The organism is Neorhodopirellula pilleata (assembly GCF_007859915.1).
Lineage (GTDB): Bacteria > Planctomycetota > Planctomycetia > Pirellulales > Pirellulaceae > Rhodopirellula > Rhodopirellula pilleata.
In genome coordinates, this window is sequence record NZ_SJPM01000005.1 from 149,818 (window position 1) to 170,858 (window position 21,041).

General features: G+C 55.5%; 4 protein-coding genes (1 of these 4 running past the window's edge). 2 read left to right on the forward strand and 2 right to left on the reverse strand.

Going from position 1 to position 21,041, the window contains the following annotated elements; translation table 11 throughout:
- Together Pla100_RS13610 and Pla100_RS13615 are read left to right on the forward strand one after the other, a co-directional pair.
- Positions 1–14,712: the 3' end of a LamG-like jellyroll fold domain-containing protein gene (locus Pla100_RS13610; protein WP_197167921.1), read on the forward strand. Its footprint begins 15,324 nt before the window's first position; 14,712 of the gene's 30,036 nt are visible here — the last part of the coding sequence; the start codon falls outside the window, past its left edge; it ends in the stop codon at positions 14,710–14,712.
- Positions 14,713–15,125: 413 nt separating this feature from the next.
- Positions 15,126–18,686: a protein kinase domain-containing protein gene (locus tag Pla100_RS13615; protein ID WP_146578260.1), complete on the forward strand. Its 3,561-nt coding sequence runs from the start codon at positions 15,126–15,128 to the stop codon at positions 18,684–18,686.
- Positions 18,687–18,889: 203 nt separating this feature from the next.
- Here the strand turns inward: Pla100_RS13615 and Pla100_RS13625 are convergent, their stop codons facing one another.
- Positions 18,890–19,999, reverse strand: a complete 1,110-nt coding sequence (locus Pla100_RS13625; protein WP_146578261.1) for a DUF1559 family PulG-like putative transporter — start codon at positions 19,997–19,999, stop codon at positions 18,890–18,892.
- A 160-nt stretch (positions 20,000–20,159) separates the two neighbouring features.
- Complete coding sequence (locus Pla100_RS13630; protein ID WP_146578262.1) at positions 20,160–20,765, reverse strand: RNA polymerase sigma factor; 606 nt, start codon at positions 20,763–20,765, stop codon at positions 20,160–20,162.
- Between the last annotated feature and the right edge of the window lie 276 nt (positions 20,766–21,041).

A 21,041-nucleotide genomic window follows, 5' to 3' on the forward strand; every position in this document is an offset into this window, starting at 1 on the left:
GATCCCGGCAAGACCTACATCCTGGAAGTCACCAGCCCCAACGTTGTGCCGACGATCTACGATCTGCGTTTGAACTACGCGGGCACCAACGATCCGACGGCGCTGGCACAATTCAACGAAGTGAACATGTCGCTACGCAAAGACACCGTCCGCCGTGACGTGATCCTGGGCGGCGAAGGCAACGACATTCTGCAAGGCGGCGCGGGCGAAGATTTCATTCTCGGTGGACTTGGCAATGACGTACTGACCGGCGGTCGCGATCGTGGTGCCAGCGACTTGCTGTTTGGTGGCCCGGGGGACGATACATTCCAAATCATTCCCGATGCATTGCCACTACTGGGCAATCAACCTGACACACAGTTCGATCCGGCCACACAAACGTTCATTGCGACCTTCAGCGATCAATTCATCGGCGACGACGGAGATGATCGCGTCTTATTTCTCGGTGGCGATACTGACCGCCGCGGATTGCCTGTCCCCGATTACGCTTCGATTCGTTACAACACGGGACTGCATCGTTATGAATTCACCAGTCTCGTATGGGACATCGGCCAACAGCAGTTTGTCACAACGACGGACGCCGCGGGACGAACCGTTTACGAGCAGCAATACCTGTTCTATCAAACCCGCGATATCGAGCGGACTCAGTTCGACACCCGCGCCGGTGACGACATCGTTCATGCGGATCCCGAATTCAGATTCCTGCCATTGGCGTTGGCTCACCGTTACAGCTTTAGCGAAACTGCCGGAACGGAATTGATTGATTCCGTCGGCGGTGCAAACGCGAGGATTGTGGACCTCTCCGGCTCGGGAACCACCGGTGGTGGTGGCGGTCATTCGCAAGTCGATGGTAGCGTGCGATTGTTTGGTGGCGCCCGCTCCACGTCGGACTACATCGAATTGCCCGACACGATTTTGGATGGACTCACCGATGCCACCTTTGAGATCTGGGCAACACGTGAAAGTATCCGCAACTGGAGTCGAATCCTTGATTTTGGCGCGGCAACCAATGAATATCTGATAGCAACCTGGTCGGCGGCAACGAATGGAAACGCCAACCAAACCGAATGGCTAGACGGGGAACGAAAGTCGACCGGCACCTCCTATGTTGTCGAGAACGGAAAGGAAGTCCACTTGGCCATTTCGATCGACGAAGGTGGCGGGGCCGCTGGGGACACGCGAGTTGTCGTCTATCAGGATGGCATTCAGGTCGGCACTTTTGACACGGCGAATAAGCTTTCACAGCTCACGCCCATCAATAACTGGCTGGGGCGTTCTAAATTTTCCAACGACGAGACTGCAGACGCCTCGTACAACGAATTCCGCATTTATGCCGCCGCATTGAGTGCAGATCAGCTCCTCGCCAGCCATCAACTCGGTCCCGACGCCGCATTATCACCAGTACTAACTGGGCAGGCGGATCTGTTTGAAGAATGGGGTATCGATCTCGGTGACTTTGAACAGGGTGCCAGCGAAGCAGCTTTGACGATTGATCTGGGTTCCGGCAACGACTTCGCCTTCGGCACCGTGCTCGACGACACAATCATTGGCGGCCCTGGGAATGATTACATCGTTGGCCAACTCGGCAATGATAACATTCAAGGTGGCGGTGGCAGTGATACCATCTTCGGACATACACCGACCGGCGATGCCGTCAAGACGGCCTATCCCGCAGTGACATCCTTACCGGCCGGGTTTGTTCAAGGTCAATTTGCCGCTGAACTGTACTCCTATTCCTTGGCGACACCGACGTTGCCGACTGAAGTCCCGCGCGGCGGAATCGATTTGAACTCGGACATCACCCAGCCCATTAATGACCAAGCGTTTGGCGTGTTGAGCGAACAACCTGGCCCGTTATCCGCAATCACAAATATCGGCGATTTCAACGCAGATGGCCATGACGATTTTATCCTCACCGGCGCGGTCGCCAGTTACATCATCTTTGGGCCGTACTCGGTAAGCGATTTGGAGTTGACCACGCACGCAGCCAACATCGTCGTTCAGCATGCGGCGTTGGGAGTCCCGGCGAATAGCTTTGGCGATATTGACGGCGACGGCATCGTCGACCTTGTATTCCATAAAAGGGTCGATCGCACTACGCAGGTGACGATTGTCTTGGGTGGTGAGTTTGCAACTGATGCTACTCCCTGGCCGAGGAATTGGGATATAGGCTTCGCAACAGGAACACTCAATAGCGATAACAGCAAGACGATCGTGTTCAATGAGGCTCAACTCAATCCCTTTGACGTCAAGATTGAAGTGCTCAATCAGGATGGCGACGATCGGGCGGACCTGTTGATTAGTTCTCCGTCCTCGGAGGGCACATTCGGGGCATCCCAGAACGATTTCTTTTTCGGTCCGTCAACCTACGGGACTAATGCTGTGATCGCCGGTGGCGAGGTATTCTTATACAGCCGCGACCCGAACCATGTAACAGAAATGTTCTGGATCAACGGAAATGGCCGGGCTCAATTGATCGCGGGCCTGCCTCCACAGATTCCTTCCTTAGGCCGGCCTGTTAGTCTCAATGGCGTGCTTCATTTCATGGCCTTGGATAAGGCATCATTCGCAGACCCTGCGGCGAAATCTGAAATCTATAAAGTCACCGTCAACTCGGCCACGCAAACGGCGACGGCAACCAAGGTTACTAACATCGGCGGTGCTGGACGAACCCTCATCAATAGCATCGCTGCCATTCCACGCCCTAACAGTAACATCGAGGATTTGTACTTCGATCACGCTCAGAGTTGCAACAATCTGACGAACGTATGCACTGGAACTCGTGCTGTCTATAAACTCGACGGCACCAATGCCGCAGTCACTAGGCAATCGGCGGCGAATCGGCGAGCCGTACTGAGCAGTACGGCGAATACGGAGAGTTCGTTGTTTATGTACACGAGCCTCGACTCAAGCAACTTGAGCCAGCGCGCGTGGCTGCATCTGGTCGACAATCAGGGTGCCGAGCGGGTCGTCGATCTGGAACAGCATTTCGGCAAGATGATCGACCGGACGAGCACACCTGGCTCGGTCTTTGTCAATTTATTCACGTCGGCTTATCCCTTTGCGGCTGCCTCCGCGGATGGAATCCTGCTTTCGTATGACGGAAACACGAACATTGGATCAGAACTGTTTTTCATTTCCAACCTGCAACCGCTGGCAAGTAACGGCCAGCCGCAAACACCGGCAATCACGCCGGTCGATTTATTGGCCGGGCCAGTCGGTTCCGCACCCAGGGGATTGGTTGCGGTAGATAATGTCTTCTACTTTACCGCTACCGGCGGGCCTGAAGGCGAAAGTTTGTGGCGGTATTCGCCGCAAACGGGGGCTAGCAAGATTTTGGACCAAGCTGGCAACCCGATTCTGGGTGCGTCGAGCTTGCGTTCCGCCAACGGCACGCTGCTGTTCGTACGTGACAATGCCGTCTGGCGATATGACGGTGCCCGCGTCACGTTAGTGCGCGGATCGGAGCAAAAAGTTTCGACGGCACCATTATTCATACAGGGCGATAGCCAGACCGCGTTTATCCGCGACGGTCTTCAGTTCTTCCCGTTGCGTGAGGATCGATTCGCCTACGTCATCTCTGGGAATGACATCGCCAATGGGTTGTCGACTCGACAAGACGGCACAGTACGTACGTCGCAAACTGTCATGGAACTTCATGCCAACGCACTCGGCTTGCCGGGCGATACGGAACTGGCTTGGCAGGTGATTGGTGACATCGACGGCGACGATAACGAGGAAATCGCCGTCTCGCATGGCACTGGAATCGTGATTATTCCAGGAGGACTTCAGGAAGTGGAACCAGCCAACTTGATTGAATTCAATCAAGCTCCAGAAGGTCGCGATGCAAACAAAGCATTTCGGTTGGGCGACATCAATTCAGACGGATACGATGATTTTGCGATACGCGCCGGTGATGCGATTGAAGTGGTTCGAGGCGCGGCAGAACTCAGTGCGATTAGCAATGTCGTCCATCTGGACTTCAGTTCGGTGTTCAATGCGGACACGATTCGTAATCATTCATTCGGTGCAACGGATGTGACAGACTCCGCTATCGACAATTCACCCTCTAGCGCCCGGTTGATTACCAACAGCTTTGCGAAGTTCTCCAATAGCGTGACCGGAAATGGGCTACCCGATGACGGATTTTTCCTTGCCAATGACCACCATCCGAACATTCAACTAGGTTATCGCAACGATTCCGATGGCTTGAACTCTGTTCTGTTGCAAGGGCAAGAAAATGCGTTCACGTTCGCTGTTCCCACGATTGGTGCCAATGTGTTGCACCTATTCGGGACGTCGGCGGACGGTGGGAGTGGGATGAACGTCACGCTCAACTATGCCGATGGATCTGTGGTGCGGCAAACCACCGTATCGGACTGGTTCAGCAACCTAAATGTCGGTGTCAATGGAGATGCCGTTCGCTATCCTCTCATTGATGGCATGGATCGTTTTTCAGGTAACTTATATTCCAACACTAACGATCCAGCCGTATTCGGGCATCGATTCGATGTGGACCCTTCGCGGCAGTTACAAAGCGTCACCGTCACGAAAACGGGTTCCACCGGATCCAAGTTGGTTATTCTTGGCGCGACGATCGAAACGCCGGTGCTTACGACCGCGATTCGCGGCTTTGCGGAAACATCGCGAATCACGGTGACTGCGGGCGACTTCAATGCAAACGGACGATCGGAAGTCGTTGTTGCGGACGCGTCATCCCAGTCGGTCTATGTCTACTCGGGTTTCGATTCACTGCAATCCAAGGACGTCAGTGATGGTGTCCGGGTGCGATTGCATGACGTACCGGTGACACCAACACTCGGATTCGAGGAGGAAATCGTGGCACTGGTGGACGCGATGATTCCTCAAACTCTAACCGTGACAACGACCGGTAAGACGATCTCGCAGACGGTGGTTGGCGGAACCGTCGGATTTGGAGTTAAGTTGCAAGGGGTCGCGGTTTCGCAAACGGCTGTCGGAACAACCAATGAGTTCATTCCTCATACCATCGACAGAGAGGTGTTTATCGAGATCACGGCTGTTGCGTCCGACACGGCGGCGACGATTGTCGGCAAGCTGCAAGCCGCAATCGAAGCAACTCCACTCGCTTCCTACGTCACAGTCAGCACCGCGGAGAATCAGATCAGGTTTACCGCGACACTCTCGACTGCAATCGACCCGGACATCATCGGCGGGACAGAACTCCGGTTGGCGGTGGGCGAACTGACCGCCAACGGGCCATTGACCGTGTCTGCGCTCCCGAATCTTGATCTAAATGGTGATCGCGTAGCCGACCTATCAATCGGTGTCAGTGCAGTTCCAGCGGTCGCAGCGGCCCGCACCGATTTCCAAGGACGCACCTATTTGATTTACGGATCGAGACAGCGAAGGCTGCTACCGACACGGTTCGACGTTCTGGAGAACTTCTCCGTTGCCGGCAGCGGTTCGTTTGTGGTGGATCGAGGCACGGGACGTGCGGAAATCTTTGACGATGGTGGTGATCCGTTTGAAATATTGGCGAAAGAACGTTGGTTTCAGTTCACGACGCTGGGTGATGGAAAGGGTGGCAACACGATTCGCCTGGACAAGGGTGTGCAGGCCGATCTGATCGATGCCGATGGCGAGGTGATGCTGGTTGGACAGCGGGTCTTCGACTTGCGGACACTCGAAGCGGGAACTTACTACCTGCGAGTGACTCGCGCCGATGCGGCAACCCCCGCTCTGGATTTCGATGCGGCGAACGCTCAGGACGATAACACGAATATCTGGGAATCAGTGACGTCCCCCGGAAACATTACTTTCGGCAACGGCGTGACACTGACGACGGGGCTGAACAATCCTCAGGGGATCAACAATGCGTATTCATTCGACGGCACAGATGGCGGGACTGCGTTGTCGTTTGGACGCGATCTGGTACCTGATTCACGGGGCCAATCCGCAGCGTGGGAGATTGTGTTTCGTCCGAGCGACCTGACTGGAAACGAAGTCCTGTTCGAAACCGGTGGTTTCGGAATCGGCACATCCATTAACATCGCGGAAGCTAGCGGAGGTTATCAAGTACAGTTCGTAACCCAGACCCAAGGCGATAATCGTTTTGAACTGCGCAGTGACGTGCTGACGGAACTGAGCGATTTTACCCATGTGTTGACTGTGTGGAACAAGGCAGAAAACCAACTGCAAATGTTTGTCAATGGTATCCCTATCGGTGATCCGGTTGATTCGACCGGACTGACTCTTTGGGATAGCGGTGACGGGGCGGGGATTGGTCGCATCAACGGCAATCATGGAGCTGGCTTCTTGCTGACCGACTATGGCAATTTCAGGGGCGAGATTGCAGCCGTTCGGTTCTACGATTCGATCGACGAAGCGTTACTGAGCCCCTTCCGCGTCGAATTTGCCGCACCGATTCGCGGCCAAACGCACGAGACGTCAACGCATCCGGATCGCGATCGACTCGACGGTGGCGACGGCGACGACGTCATCTTTGGCAACCATGATCTGGATACCATCTTTGGCGGCAGCGGTGCCGATACCATCACCGCTGAACCGACGGAAGTTCGCGATCGCGATGTGGCCGATCCGGCATTGGGCGAGGTAGCGGTAAGTGAAGCGTTAGCCGGCAACACAGTTATGGCGATTGATCCGGTGGTCACCGTACCCGACCATCGACTGAATGCATCGCTGCATACGGCCCTCGGTAATCCGGTGACTCATTTGAGTCCGTATGTTCCAGGAACAGTGATCTCAACTTTCACGGGTGGCGATCCAGGCGAAGGCATTGACCTGCAAGGGAAGTTCGTCCACGCCGTGAACGTGTTGGGGCCAGCGGTCGGTGCGATCGGTGATGCCAACTTCACGACTGACACGGTGCCTGGAGTGCAAGTCACGGCTCAGAATACGATTCTGGACTGGGTCACGGGGTTGAACTATGGCAACTCGACAAACGATGACCGACTCGAAGTCGCGATGCGTTCGATTCGTTGGTCCTTTTTCGCCAATACCGTGCGCGTCAGCCTGGCTGATCTTGTCCCCGGGAAACATTACAAGTTGCAACTGCTACTTGCTGAAGCGTCGACCGGGAACCGCTTGTTCGACGTGCTGGTCGAAGGGCAAGTTGTCGCTGCGGCCGTGCATGTGGCAGGACTTCAGGGAGGAGTCAGCGTCCGCAATCGCGGCGTTGTCCTGACGCATTCGTTTGTTGCGACAGACACCACGCTCGACGTCGAACTGGTTGGTACTGGAAGTGGCGATCGAAACCCGATTTTAAACGCCTTCACACTGGAAGACGTTTCTCCGGTGACTCACGACGTCATTCGCACAAGCGAACTGGGATCGTTAACGACGCTGATCGCAGCCAACGAGGCAATCACGGATTTGTCGGGGATCGAACATCTTGTCAATCTGCAATCGCTCGACCTGTCGCAAGCCTCGCCGGCGAACCTGCTGGGCTCCAATGACCTTGCGACATTGATCCCACGTCGATTGACCAGTGGGGCATTTGCCGGTGAGATTGCCGGGATGCGTAGTTTGGAATCACTGAATTTAACTGGTCAAGCTGGGATCACCGACATCTCGTCGCTCGCAAACTTGACTTCGCTGCGTGAATTGCGTTTGGACGGAACGGGCGTTGATCCGCTGGCTCCATCGACTCTGGAAACGCTGGCGGCCTTGCCGAATCTGGAATTCCTGACACTGCCGGGTGCGGTGATGCCTGCGGGAACGAATTTGGTCGTCGACGAAGGCGATACGGTTTCCATTCCGATTGCGAGCGGAGCGTGGTCCGTGACCGGAGCTGTCACGGCCAGCGGTTCTGCCGGACCGATTGCGTTTGCTGCGACGGATGACGGCATTGTGATCGCAAGCGCTTCGGGGCAGTCATTCCCGATCGTGATTCGCAACCTCGCACCGACGATCACGCAATTGCCAGACTTCTCGCGGTCGATCCGTGAATTGCAAGACTTCGAAATCGGCGGTCCTCGTTCGGTTCTGTTTGACGGACGCGACGGGTCGGATTTCAATCGAATCGTCGTACCCTTTGACCCAGCACTGAATCCGGCCGAGTTCACCTTCGAAGCTTGGATCAAAATCACTGGTGATGAGGGACAGCTTCGAACGCTCGTGAGTACGGAGTTAGTTGGGTCGGGTGGATTCTTCCTGAGCGTCGATGGGACTGACGAATTATTCTTTGTGACACGAGATGAATCATTCGGAAGCGGACTGCGAGGGCCCATCCCTGTTATCGATCAGTGGACTCATGTCGCGGTTACATTCGAAGCGACGGGAGCCGCCGATGCAGCGGGCGTGTTTCCAGGAACCATGCGGATGTTTGTCGACGGAACGCTGGCGGCAGAACGCACGACGGGACGTTACCGACCTCAATCCACCAGCACACGAGACTTCGTCATCGGACGAGGCGCCGGCGGTGGAGGAGATTTCCACGGCAATATCGACAAGATACGGCTGTGGGATACCGCGCTCGACGCGGCAGAAATCCAAAGTCGTCTCGGATCGGATGTCACCGGTGGCGAATCCAACTTGGTCGCTGCTTGGTCGCTCGACGAAGGCACCGGAAATGTGGCGACGGATCGCACGGGTCGATTCCCTGGTCAAGTACTTGGCGGTGCGACCTACTCACAAGCGACTCCGCAGATAGGAATCAACGAAGGCCAGACGATCAGTCTGCGAGGCCCGCAATCGCTGGTGTTTGATGGGGTGAACGCACGAGTGGATGTGCCGTTTAGTCCAACGCTCAATCCGCCGAGCTTTACCTTTGAAGCCTGGGCCAAGGTGACTGGTAAAGTCGGTGAATGGCGCACCCTGGTAATGTCGCGTGGCTCGGAAGTCGGCTTCAACATCTACGCTGGCACCAACAACCGCTGGCAGTTTTGGACCGGGATTGATGGATTGCCGGGGGCACCAACGTGGGACGTCGCGACGGGTCCTGCGATCGTCCTGAACGAATGGACGCATGTGGCGGGAACGTTCGAGGCCACCAGTGGTCCCGATGTGAACGGCACACTGACGGGAATCAAACGTTTTTACATCAATGGAGAGTTGGTCGCCGAGAAAACGAATGCCAGATACTTGCCGATGACCACTACTCGGCCTTTTACGGTTGGCCGGGGCAACGGCGGTGGACTGGGCTTCATAGGCAACATCGACGACGTGCGGTTCTGGGACGCCGCCCTTTCCCAGTCCGACATACAGCGCCGAATGAACGCGAGCGTATTGGGTACAGAAGACAATCTGGTCGCTGCCTGGAACTTTAGCGAGGGAACCGGCAACGTTGCTGCGGATCAAACCGGAACGTTCCCCGGCCAAGTCAATGGTGGAGCATCCTGGTCAGCCGATACGCCTCCGATCAATCGAACGCAGCAGCAAACGTTCCTGGTCGATGGCGTTTCCATCGGCGATCTGATCGTCAGGGATCCCGGTTTGGATTTGAACACGGAATCATTGCAGGTCTCGATCACCGCTCCTGATGGAGCCGTAACGGATCTGCTGTCGCGAGCATTGACCTTTGACAACGATCGTTTGCGGCTTGATGCGGGTGTGCTCGATGGCGCGTCCAACGTCACGACGGCGTTTTGGCTGCGAACCAGCAAAACAGGGCAACAGGTGTTGGTCAGCGGCGGCAATTCCGCAGAACTGGACGAGTACCGAATCGAACTGCTCAATAACACGACGCTGCGACTGGTGATTCAGGGACAGACGGTTAGCTGGGCTATTCCCACGGTGGCGGACAACGTTTATCGCCACATCGCCGTGGTGCGGAATTTGGAAACGCGTCAAGCGGAACTGTTCCTCGACGGTGTGTCGCAGGGAACGAAGGCATTGGCTGCGGAACAACGATCGCTGAAGATCGGCCAGGGCCAGTTGGTGGTCGGCCAAACGCACAATAGCGTTGTCGGTGATCGATCGCTGGTCGGTTCGTTGGATGAATTGAACATCTGGAATCGGGCGCTGACGGCAACGGAGATCGCGGCGGTGCGGACTAGCACGTTCGATTCCAAGTCGCCTGACCTGTTGGGGTATTGGCCGTTCAACGAAGGGACCGGCACCGTGGCTCGCGATCACAGCCGCTACGGACGCGACGCGACGTTTGGCATTGACCCGCTCGCGGCGAACTACGCGAGGTTCGTTCGCGTCACGAACCTCGGCACGGCCACACGCCGCATGGATATCGGCGAAGTCGAAGTCTTCGCGCCTGGAGCGACACCAGGCAATCTGCTATTCAACGAGACCATCGATCTAGCATTCATCCCCAACGGCGCGTCGGTCTTTGCCAAGGGAGCGATCAGCGGGTTCTCGCAACCGCATGGTGCGACGGATGATCCGTTCTTGATCGATGCAGGTGAGACGAGCGGCGCGAATACTTGGTCCAGTAATGGCGTTGGCAACTTCGTGATCATCGATCTGGGGGCCAGCCATGAAATCGGTAGCATTCGCATCCACCAGCGCAACGATAGCTGTTGCCAAGATCGTTTGCGCGATGTCGCGATCACATTGTTAGCCGACGATGGTAACGGTCGGCCTGGTGAGACCGTGTTCGCACAGATTCTTCCAGGACAAGTTCCGACCAACTTGTTCTCGACCGCAACCACGCCAGCCGAAGGAGGCACCGTCGCCGGTTTCGAACCCGTTTGGACGAACCTCACGCCCGCAGCGCTCGATCAGTCATTCACCTTTGTCGACGACGGTACTTACACGCTAACCGTCACCGCTAATGATGGTGATGGCGGCATTGATAAAACGATGACATCAATCACGGTCGTCAATCTCGTTCCGACGATTGGCGATCTGAATGCCACCGAGTCCGGTCCGTACCGCGTTGGAAGAAAGATCTCACTCGACGCTCGTGATGCAACGGATCCTGGAACGAACGATTCGTTCACCTATCTTTGGGAAGTCAATAGCAACAATGGACAATCGATCTCGGCATCGGATGAAATGGAGTTTGACTTCACGCCACAATTTGCGGGAATCTACACCGTCAATCTGACCGTGACCGATTCCGATGGTGGCCAAGCAACGAGGTCGCAGGTTTTCCACGTCGACCCGGTCGCCGTGATCACGTTGTCGGACCCAAACCCAGCAGTGGGGAGTGCCGTGAAGCTCTCGTCAAGCGATTCGAGCCTGCTCGCTCCGTCTGGCGGACTCCGCGGGACCAATCAATCGGTGACGCGTGAGTATCAGTGGAGCATCCTGGAAGTACCGCATTTAGTACCGGCGGGCGCAATCGCCATGTACTCATTCGACAGCACGATTGATTTCGCTCTCGATTCATCCGGTAACAACAATCACCTTGGAACAGTGACTGGCGTCACCCATGCTCCGGACGGTATCGTAGGCGGGGCAGCATTATTCGCCGGGCAGAGCAGCTTGCTGCAGATTGGTACGACAGGAATCGAAGCCGGATCGGAGTGGACTGCGGCAGCATGGTTCAAGGACTACGTTGTGTCGAGTAGTTGGAACACGTTGTTCCGTGGGGACAATCTCGAAAGCGATAGCAATCAGGTCATCGTTGAAGCGAACTCGCATGACTTCGGAATGTTTGCCCATGGAGACGGCAGTTTTCGAGACGCGGGCTTCGACGCCGATCCGGTGGGCTGGGAAGACCACTGGCACCACGTCACGGCAGTCGGAGCAGGTGGCACAACCGACTTCTACATTGATGGCGTTTATGCGGGCACCTCGGATCGCCAGGGATCTGGAAACTTCTTCACAGTCGGAAACGTCCTGAGCGGAGGTCAGCAATTCGCCGGCGAATTGGACGAAGTCTACATCTACGACCGAGCCTTGAATCCCGATGAAATCCAGTCACTTTATGCCTTCACCAGTAAGACATCGGACCTGCAATTTGTGCCGAAAACGGCAGGAACTTACACGTCTGTGTTAACGGTCACGGATACCTTCCACGAAGATTTGCGAGGCTGGACGGGCGTCGGCAACACTTCGGGAAGCAACAACTACGTCGCCATCGATTCACGAAGTGTGGGCGGAAGATTCCAGTCGCGTGCAACAGCCTCTTATCTCGCGGACACCGATTTAGGTCAAACGCTCGATGTCGCCACCGATGCTTTTTCAGCCTCAGGGATGTTGACGTTCGACAATCCCGAGAACGCCAATACCAACTTTCGTTTCGGGTTCTTTAATACAAGTAACTTTGACGGGAACAACGAAACGTATGGAATCGCGTGGGGCAACCAGAGTGGTAACCGCTTCCGCGTCGGGAATACGAACGGATCTGCAATTACCTCAATCAACGCCGGAACCTATCCATGGTCGATTGACTACAACCCGAACGTCAATGGCGGAACGCTGACGGTTACGGTTGGCTCAGTAACTGAGGTGGCAACCGGGCTCGCCGGCCACGGACGCGTTTTTGATGCCTTTGGTTTTGTCCAAACCACTGGCGATGACGCGTCAAAGACCTTTGAAACCGTTTTGTATGATTTGCAGTACACCGGCGGAAGTTCCTTCACCCAACTAAGTCATACCAAAACGATCACCATTCCAGTACGTGAGGCGGGTGACGTTGGGCCGCCACCGCCGGGTGATTTTGGCGATGCGCCCTCGCCTTATCCCACCCTGCGAAGTCAGCAAGGTGCCTGGCATCGCACCGGGACGCCTTTGTTCCTGGGAACGCAAATCGATTCGGATACCGATGGGGTGCCTAGCACTCATGCTGACGGCGACGATCTTAATGGCATCAACGACGAAGACGGGGTCGAGTTCACGTCATTCTTGATCGTCGATCCGACCGCACCGACGACTGGAACCTATACGGTGATCGCATCCCAACCCGGAAACCTGGATGCCTGGATCGACTTCAACATCGACGGTGATTGGGATGATCCCCGCGAACAGATTGCGGTTAGCATTCCGTTAGCGGCAGGATTGAACGAATTGACGTTCACGATTCCCGTCAATGGGAATGTCGGATCGACGTTCGCACGGTTCCGTCTGAGCACGGTGGGCGGATTGACACCGTTGGGCAGGGCCGAAGATGGGGAAGTCGAGGACTATCAGCTCGTCCTGCGGCCGCGAGGCGACTTCGGCGATGCGCCCGCACCGTATCCGACGTTACGAGCCGACGCGGGTGCTTGGCACAAAGTCGGCGGTCCGCTGTATCTAGGAACATCGGTGGATTGGGAACCCGACGGGATCCCCAGCGAGTTGGCTGACGGCGATGACAACTCACAACTCAACGACGCTGACGGGATCATCTTCGCCACACCGATGATCGCCGACACGCAGTCACCGACGATCGCTTCGGTGTTTGCGTTTGCTTCCCAGGCGGGGCGGATCGATGCGTGGATCGACTTCAATCAAGACGGCGATTGGGACGACGTCGGAGAGCAGATCACCAGCAGTCTGTTGGTTTCGGCGGGCAGGAATGTGATCCCGTTCGTGGTTCCCGCCGGTGCCGACGTCGGCGAAACATTCGCGCGTTTCCGAATCAGCACGACCGGCGGACTCACGCCACGCGATCTGGCCGAGGACGGCGAAGTCGAAGATTATCGCGTTTCCATTGCATCGGGCCCGACCGAACTCCGAGTCCAGTTGCCTAATGAACTCAACCTGAGCGTGGAAGGAACGCCGACCCACGCGAGTCTGTTGATTGGTGAGGACGTCATCTTCTCGGCTCCGAAATCGGCATTGACCTCGATTACGCTGTTGAACGACGCGGGAGAATCAGTCTTCCACTCCACCACCGCCGACTTGCCCGGCAATCTCGTTACCGACGCAGCGGGCGGCGTCCGATGGGGCATCACTGGGAGCGACAATCGTATCGATCTGACGACGATTGATGACGCTGATCTTCAAGGCATCGAAACGATCGACCTCCGCGGCACAGGCGACAATCGTTTGGTTGTCAACGCCGCAGAGATTATCAACTTGTCAAAGAACAACACGTTGCGTGTCATCTCGGAAATCGGCGACACGATCGACGCCGGAATCGGCTGGGGCTTTGAACTAACGATGGTTCAGGGCGACACGTTCGTGCATCGCTTTGTTCAGGAAGATATCACGATTGAAATCGAAACCATCGCCGGCTGGACGAATCCGCTCAATGCGATGGATGTCAACGGGGATGGCTTCTTGAGCGCGCTCGATGCATTGATCGCCATCAATGAGCTGAATGAGCAACTCATCATTGATGCCGATAGCACGTTGCCACGACCTGATCAGATTATTGAATCTTTCTTCAAGTTCTATGATACTTCTGGTGACGGGAATCTAACGGCGTTGGACGTGTTGCTGGTGATCAACGAGCTCAACCGCGTCGCCCCGTTTGGTCAAGAACCGGCTTCGCCGCAGCCTGAGCCGATGGTAGGAACCGCAATCGACGCGATCTCCGATTCGGCGTTCCTCGCAGTGCCTCAAGCGTCCCCCGTTTTAGTCGCCTCGACGGATCTTGTGAGCATCGCAAGCACAACAGGTGTTGGCGCTATACATTCACTAAGCCCAGAAGCGGCGTCTGAAAGTCGTGGCCGATTGCAGGATGCATCACTTTCCGATTCCCTGATGCTGAGCGAGGCGGACCTGTGGTTGGAGTCCGAATTGGAGCGACCAAGCTCTCTGTCGCCGAACGAGCCTGACTTGCTTGATTGGGTAGAAGTGCCAGAGTCTGAGTCGACAGAGTCACGAGTATCTTCGATCGATGCAGCGCTGGCGGATTGGTTTCTCAATCGAGATCGTTCATAGATTTTTTTCCTCCGCTTTCCCGCAGGATGCAAAAAAACAATTGCTCGATTCAAAAGTGCGATCTGGTTTTGCGTTAGAATTGTGTCGCTTCTCGCTGATCGCCACCAGCTTAAACGCTCGTTCCCAGGATCTGCGACGTATTGATTGAGTGCACGTTTGGGCACTTTCGTTTAACGGCAAGCCGCAGGCGACTGCGTTTTCAAACACTGTCGCCTGCGGCTTGCCGTTAAACGATTCAATCAACAGACCGTCCAGCCTGGGAACCAGCAGTGCATTTGGTGGCGTTTACCGGCAAGCCTCGAATTCTTGGTGTTTTCGCGTAACGCCCTTCGGCATTTAGGTACTGACGGACAGTAAGAACCGACAGATCGACTTTTTTCACCGCAATTCGTTGGTAATGACCTCGGCTCACCATGACGAATAAGATAATGTTGACCGATGAGTCCTGGTCGGATTGCAGTTCGCCTCGCTCAGCAACTTGTCTCCTCCGACAACTAGCGGAGTCCGAATCCGGTGAACTTGACATCGATCGTTGCCTTCAATGCCAAAGTACCGTGGCTGTGCTCGAAAGCGAAGTCCAAACCGTTGGCAAGCGATTGAATGAGGCGATCCAGTCAGCCGGAAGCGACACCGGCTTGGTCGGCTTAATCGAGGCGAGCGTTTTATCCGATTTCCATTCGCCTTCGATGGATCGTTGCCCTATAACGATCGGGGAGTATCGGATCGGTAGTCTGATCGGTCGTGGCGGAATGGGGGTGGTTTATCGGGCGACGCATCGACGTCTCGAGCGAGTGGTGGCGATGAAGTTGCTCGCTTCGCGATCGTCGCGCATCGGCAATGCGGACGCTCGTTTCGACCGCGAGATCAAAGCCTTGGGTCGTTTGGAACACCCGAACATTGTCCGGGCTCTCGATGCCGGCCAGGTCGGCGGTATCCGATACTTGATCATGGAATTGATTCATGGCACTGATCTTGATGAGGTCGTTCGCAGACGTGAAAAACTCGCCGCTCCGTTGGCTTGTGAGATCATTCGCCAAGCCGCCGTCGGGCTTCAATACGCCCACACCAATGGTCTGATTCACCGGGATATTAAGCCATCCAACTTGATGATCGGAATGAATGACGCCGATCAACCAATCGTGAAAGTACTGGATCTTGGAATCGCATCTTTGAGTGATTCGGATGCGTCGGCCCAACTGACCGATCAAGGACAATTGATCGGAACATTGGAATTCATGGCCCCCGAGCAAGCTTCTAAACTGGGTGATCTGAATCATCTTGCAGACGTTTATGCTTTAGGGGCCACTCTTTATCGATTGCTCGCCGGTGTGGTGCCGTTCTCGGGCACCGGCTACGAAACCCCCGCCAAACGATTGCGAGGTTTGATGAGCGAACGGCCTCCTTCCATCGCCGTTCATTGTCCTCAATTGCCGCAGCCATTGATCGAACTCGTTGATCGAACGTTGTCAACGGATCCCGAATTGCGTCCGCAGTCGATGCAACAATTCGCCGAATTGCTGCAACCGTTTTGCGACCCACAAGAGTTGGTTGGGTTGTGCGGAGACGCCAAGCAACGCAGTCAATTGGAAAGTGATCATGCGACGATCTATGGAAACAGTCTTTCCGAACCCCGACCGGATGATCGTCATGTTGACTTCCGCTCCGGCGCTCACGATGCAGCCGATGCCGCTTCGCAGTCACCGCCGGACGACTTGAATCCAACTCGTCGACGTGGCATCGGAAGAGGAGTTGGATTGTTCGGCGGCCTCGCGATGATGGCGATCGCGGGAGTGATCTGGTTGCAAACAACCGAAGGCGGCTATTTAAAAATTGAAGCGGATCCGTCGATCGAAGTGAAGGTCGAAGTGATACCGCTCGTCGATGATTCGAACACGCCACCACTCCATGTCATCCGCGTGGGGTCAACCGCTGGCGTGGTTTGGTTGCGATCGGGGCAATATAAGATCCGTATCCAAGGCGAGCCCGACGACGATCTTAGCTTGGACGAGACGCAGTTCGAACTCACTCGAGGCGAACTGAAACTCGTTCAAGTTCGTCGGACAACCGTCGATGGCCGACACGAGTCGATGCTCGATCGAGCGACTCAAAACTCACCGCCGGATCAAGATCCATCCGCCGACGCTTCACGATCGGATCTCTTGGTGGTACGAAACGTCAACGACGACGGCCCAAGATCACTCCGCGATGTACTACAGCGATCATCATCGGGCGAAACGATCCGCTTCGATGCTAAGCTATCGGGACAAACCATACGTTTGGGAGGCAATCCGATCGTCATCCACCAAGACGTCTCGATCGACGCGAGCGACTTGGACGAACCGATAACGTTGGATGCCGGTGGACTTTCTCAAGTCCTTGTCGTTTCTGCTAAAACGACGGTTGTCTTTGAAAACCTTGTCGTGACGGGAGGTCGCGCCGGCGATGCCGGTGATGGAGGCGGCATCCACGCGGTCGACGCCAAATTGACATTGCGGAATGTCATCGTGAAGAACAACAAAGCTTGGCAACATGGCGGTGGCATCTCCGTCGTCGGCGACGCTAGTCGAGTGGAGATGGTCAATTGCATGATCTCAGGCAACCATGCCGAGATGGGCTCCGCCTGTTTGTTTCGTGGCGGAAAATACTGGATTCGCAATTCCACTTTTTTTGGAAACGATACCGGATACGAAGCGGCGATTGTGCAAGACGGCGGCCAAAGTGAATTGACCAATGTGACGATCGCGAATAATTCAGCCGCGGGCGTGTCTGGGCTTTTGTTATGTCGAGCTGCCAATACGATCGTTCAAAACGCAACGATTTCTGGCAACCATTCGTCCACATCGGCACCCTCCTATGCGGTTAGACTGGCGACGGGAAGTCGAATGGAAATTGAAAACAGCGTGATCGCGAACAATGGGAGCCAGAACTCGTTTGATTTGGAACTCCATCAGTCCGATTCGCTCGTGATTTATCGCGGCACCAATTTCATCGAACACTTCGAATCTCAGTTCGGACATGAGTTGCCCGCGTCGGTTTTGACGAAAGACGATGCGTCTCGATCCAAATTACGCCTCGCAAGTTTGGGACACTACGGTGGCTTCGTCCAAACGATGCCGCCGGCTGCGGGATCTTCGCTGATCGATACCGGCGTCATCGGCCTCAATCCACCGACGGTCGATGCCCGATTTCTGCCTCGGCCCGTTGACGGCGATCGGGATGGCGAAGCCGTTTTAGATGTCGGTGCGGTGGAATGGTCCCCCGATAAGGACGCGAAGATAGAACACCAAAAAGGAAGCCCAGGCAAAGATGTGGAGGTTGGCAAGAATGACCGACTCGGTCCCTTTCAACGATTGTTGAAAATCGAAAACGTCTTCTTGCGAAACGAAGGCGATACCGAGACGCTCCAACGGTCAAGTTGCCAGATCATTCCGTTTGTCACCTATTCGACTGACAAACCTGATTCTTCCATTCGCCAACAGGGATTGGCTCAATGGGAGCAAGCTCTCGCCTCACGAGACGCCGACAAGGGAAACTGGTTTGTTCTTCCGTCGTGGATGCGCCAGACGAATCGGATTCCCCTGCCTGCTTGGACGCCCACGCAAAAAACGGTGACGGTACGATGTGACGAGGGCCATGCGTGGTATATCCCGTACCTCAATCACACCGGCGCGTTTGTGCTGTCCGATAACCCTGAAACGACCGACCACGACGAGGCGCTCGATGTCGGATTCTTATTCATTTCGCGTTTCGCGACCAAGGACGAATCCAAAATGGCGTACGAGTTCAAATTACTCCGCGAGATGTCGCAGGCGTTTTCCAACACGGACCCTCAATCCTATCACCAGCGAGAATTGACCACGCCGAGAGTGCGCAACCTTCTTGATTACAACAGTCGAGGTTTAAGCGTCGGCAAGGGCTACTTCATGCACTATTTCTTGCTCACCTTCATTGACGGCGTACCCGGTCGTCGCTGAGCGGTCGGATTGACTCGTCGATTGATTCATAACCCGACGCGTCATGGTTTGTTGATTTAGTCGTAACCCGAATGACAACAATTAGCCGATGGGCGTTAGCCCCGGTTAACTGCTGCGGAAACCGCCGCTAACGCGGTACGGCTAATTAAATCAACAGCCCGCAAACCCGGTGAAAATCCATCGACGCGTCAATGCGATGATCGCTAAAACTCATTGAGAACTTCCCGTCCGCGCGGGGTCATCAACTGCACCAGCGTTGCCGCGTCGAGGCTTTCGGAAACGAAGCGGACCGCCCCATCGGCGATTAAGATTTGAGCGCCGCCGGTGTGGAACGCGTAGATCTCATCGTTGTTGGTCAGATTGATTGCCGGGACTTCGTCGGCAAAGAACTGATTGGTTGGGTCGGCCCAGCCTGCTGATTCGACCGAGTCGCCAGAGAATAGTCTTCCCTGTCGGATCCAGTCGGGGCGTCCGCCGCATTCGACCAGCATCAGCGTGTTCGATGTTCCATCGAGCAGGTCATTGAATTTGGGACGTGCGGCGATTAAGCCCGTCTTGGTAATTCGACCCGTTGCCCAACCGGTCAGCTTCACCAGATCAACGGGCGGGTTGGGCCACATGCCCAACACAACCGGATTCGGGTTCCCTTGAGTCATTTCCAGACGCGGATCATCGCTTAATTCGATCACTCCGTTTCCGTTGCTGTCCAATCCGGCTTGCAACAACACCGCCCCTTCCACACCATTGCAGATGGCATAATCCGATGGTGCCAATTCGACGTTCGTGCGGAGATATGCCGCCGGGTTGATGGGCAAGCCCAATGATGCCAAGGCACTAATGTTGTAGTCAGCCGGGTCAAAATCCTTCGTCAGCCGTGTCAGCGAACGGGCCGCCGAGGGACACGTCAGCGTGGGCATGAGATTTCGGACGATTGGCTGATTCTCGTCGTCGGCAAAATACGTGTCGGTATCGTAGCCCTCCGCGATCGCAGAAGCTTCGAAAAACGGTGCAGCCGAAATCACCCATGACTGAAGTTGCAGTTCCGCGCCCGTGGCCGGGTTGCCGGAAAAGCCGTACTCCCAAAACGATGGGAACTCGCGAAAAGCGCTGTGGAAATTGTGAAATGCCAATCCCATTTGACGAATGTTATTGGAACAACTCATCCGGCGAGCCGCCTCGCGGGCGGCTTGAACGGCCGGCAACAACAGCCCGACCAGGACCCCGATGATGGCAATCACGACCAACAGTTCGACCAGGGTAAATGCGGCTGGGCGTCGTTTCGGTCGGCAACTCGCGTTGGTGGCTGTGGTCATCAGCGGATGCTCCTGAATGGGAAGGTCGTCATTGCTGACCGCCTCAATGCGGGCACCAACATGGTCTCGCTACAGCAAGAAAACGAATCGAATGAAACTCGCCCGTTCTCTAGAAGTAAACCTGTGTTACGCAAAAATTAGGAATGATGAAAATTGACGCTCAGTTTCCCAGGAATTCCTTCAAACGAGCCAAAACACGAAACTTGGCCTGCCGGACCGCCCCTTCGGTCATTCCCAGTTCGGCGGCAATGTCGCACGCTTTCCTGTCTTCGACAGCGGTCATCCAGAACGCTCGCCAAGTGTGTTCTTCAAAATCATCACGAATCAACTCGGCGGCCCGGCTGAGCACCAGCGATTCGGCCAATGGATTCTCCGGGATGGCGTCGTCGTTGATCCAATCAGGTAGCTGAGAAATCATCATCGCCGCGTCCGTGCCGCCTAACGCACTGGGTTGGCGGAGCGAATGTTCAATGCACCGACCCACCGCGCGTCGAGTGATCACCCACAGCCAACCGCGGAAGGTGGCGTGCGAGCCTTCATAACAAAACTTGGCGATTCCCGAGTGAACCCCTCGGAAAACCTCTTGGCAAACGTCGGCGATGTCGGCGTCGTGCACACCAAGCTTTCGGCACCAAGCAACAACTAAAGGTGTGTACAAATGAACAAACTTCGACCATCCGGTCTCGTCACCCTCTTTCAATCCGTCAAGCAGCCCGATCGACGTCGACCAACGCGATTTCGATTTGCTTAGATCTTGGGACGCCATGGGGTCATCTCTGGAAAACGCTCGTTCGGCTCAATTGTACATCCTCTCTAAGGGAGATCGCCTCTCCCTTTCAAGATTTTCGGCCGTGAGGTGGTTCCCGACGACCTTTTTAGGGATCGAGAAGGTTCGACGGGTAAGTCCTCCCGTTGGCTCACCGAATTTTCGCGTAACTCGGCGAGTCATATATCAGTAGGAGAACTTCTCCAGCGAAGGATTCGCGAAACGCCATCTAGGACATTGGGCAGCCGATTCCCCTCTCTCGATCGATAAGACTTC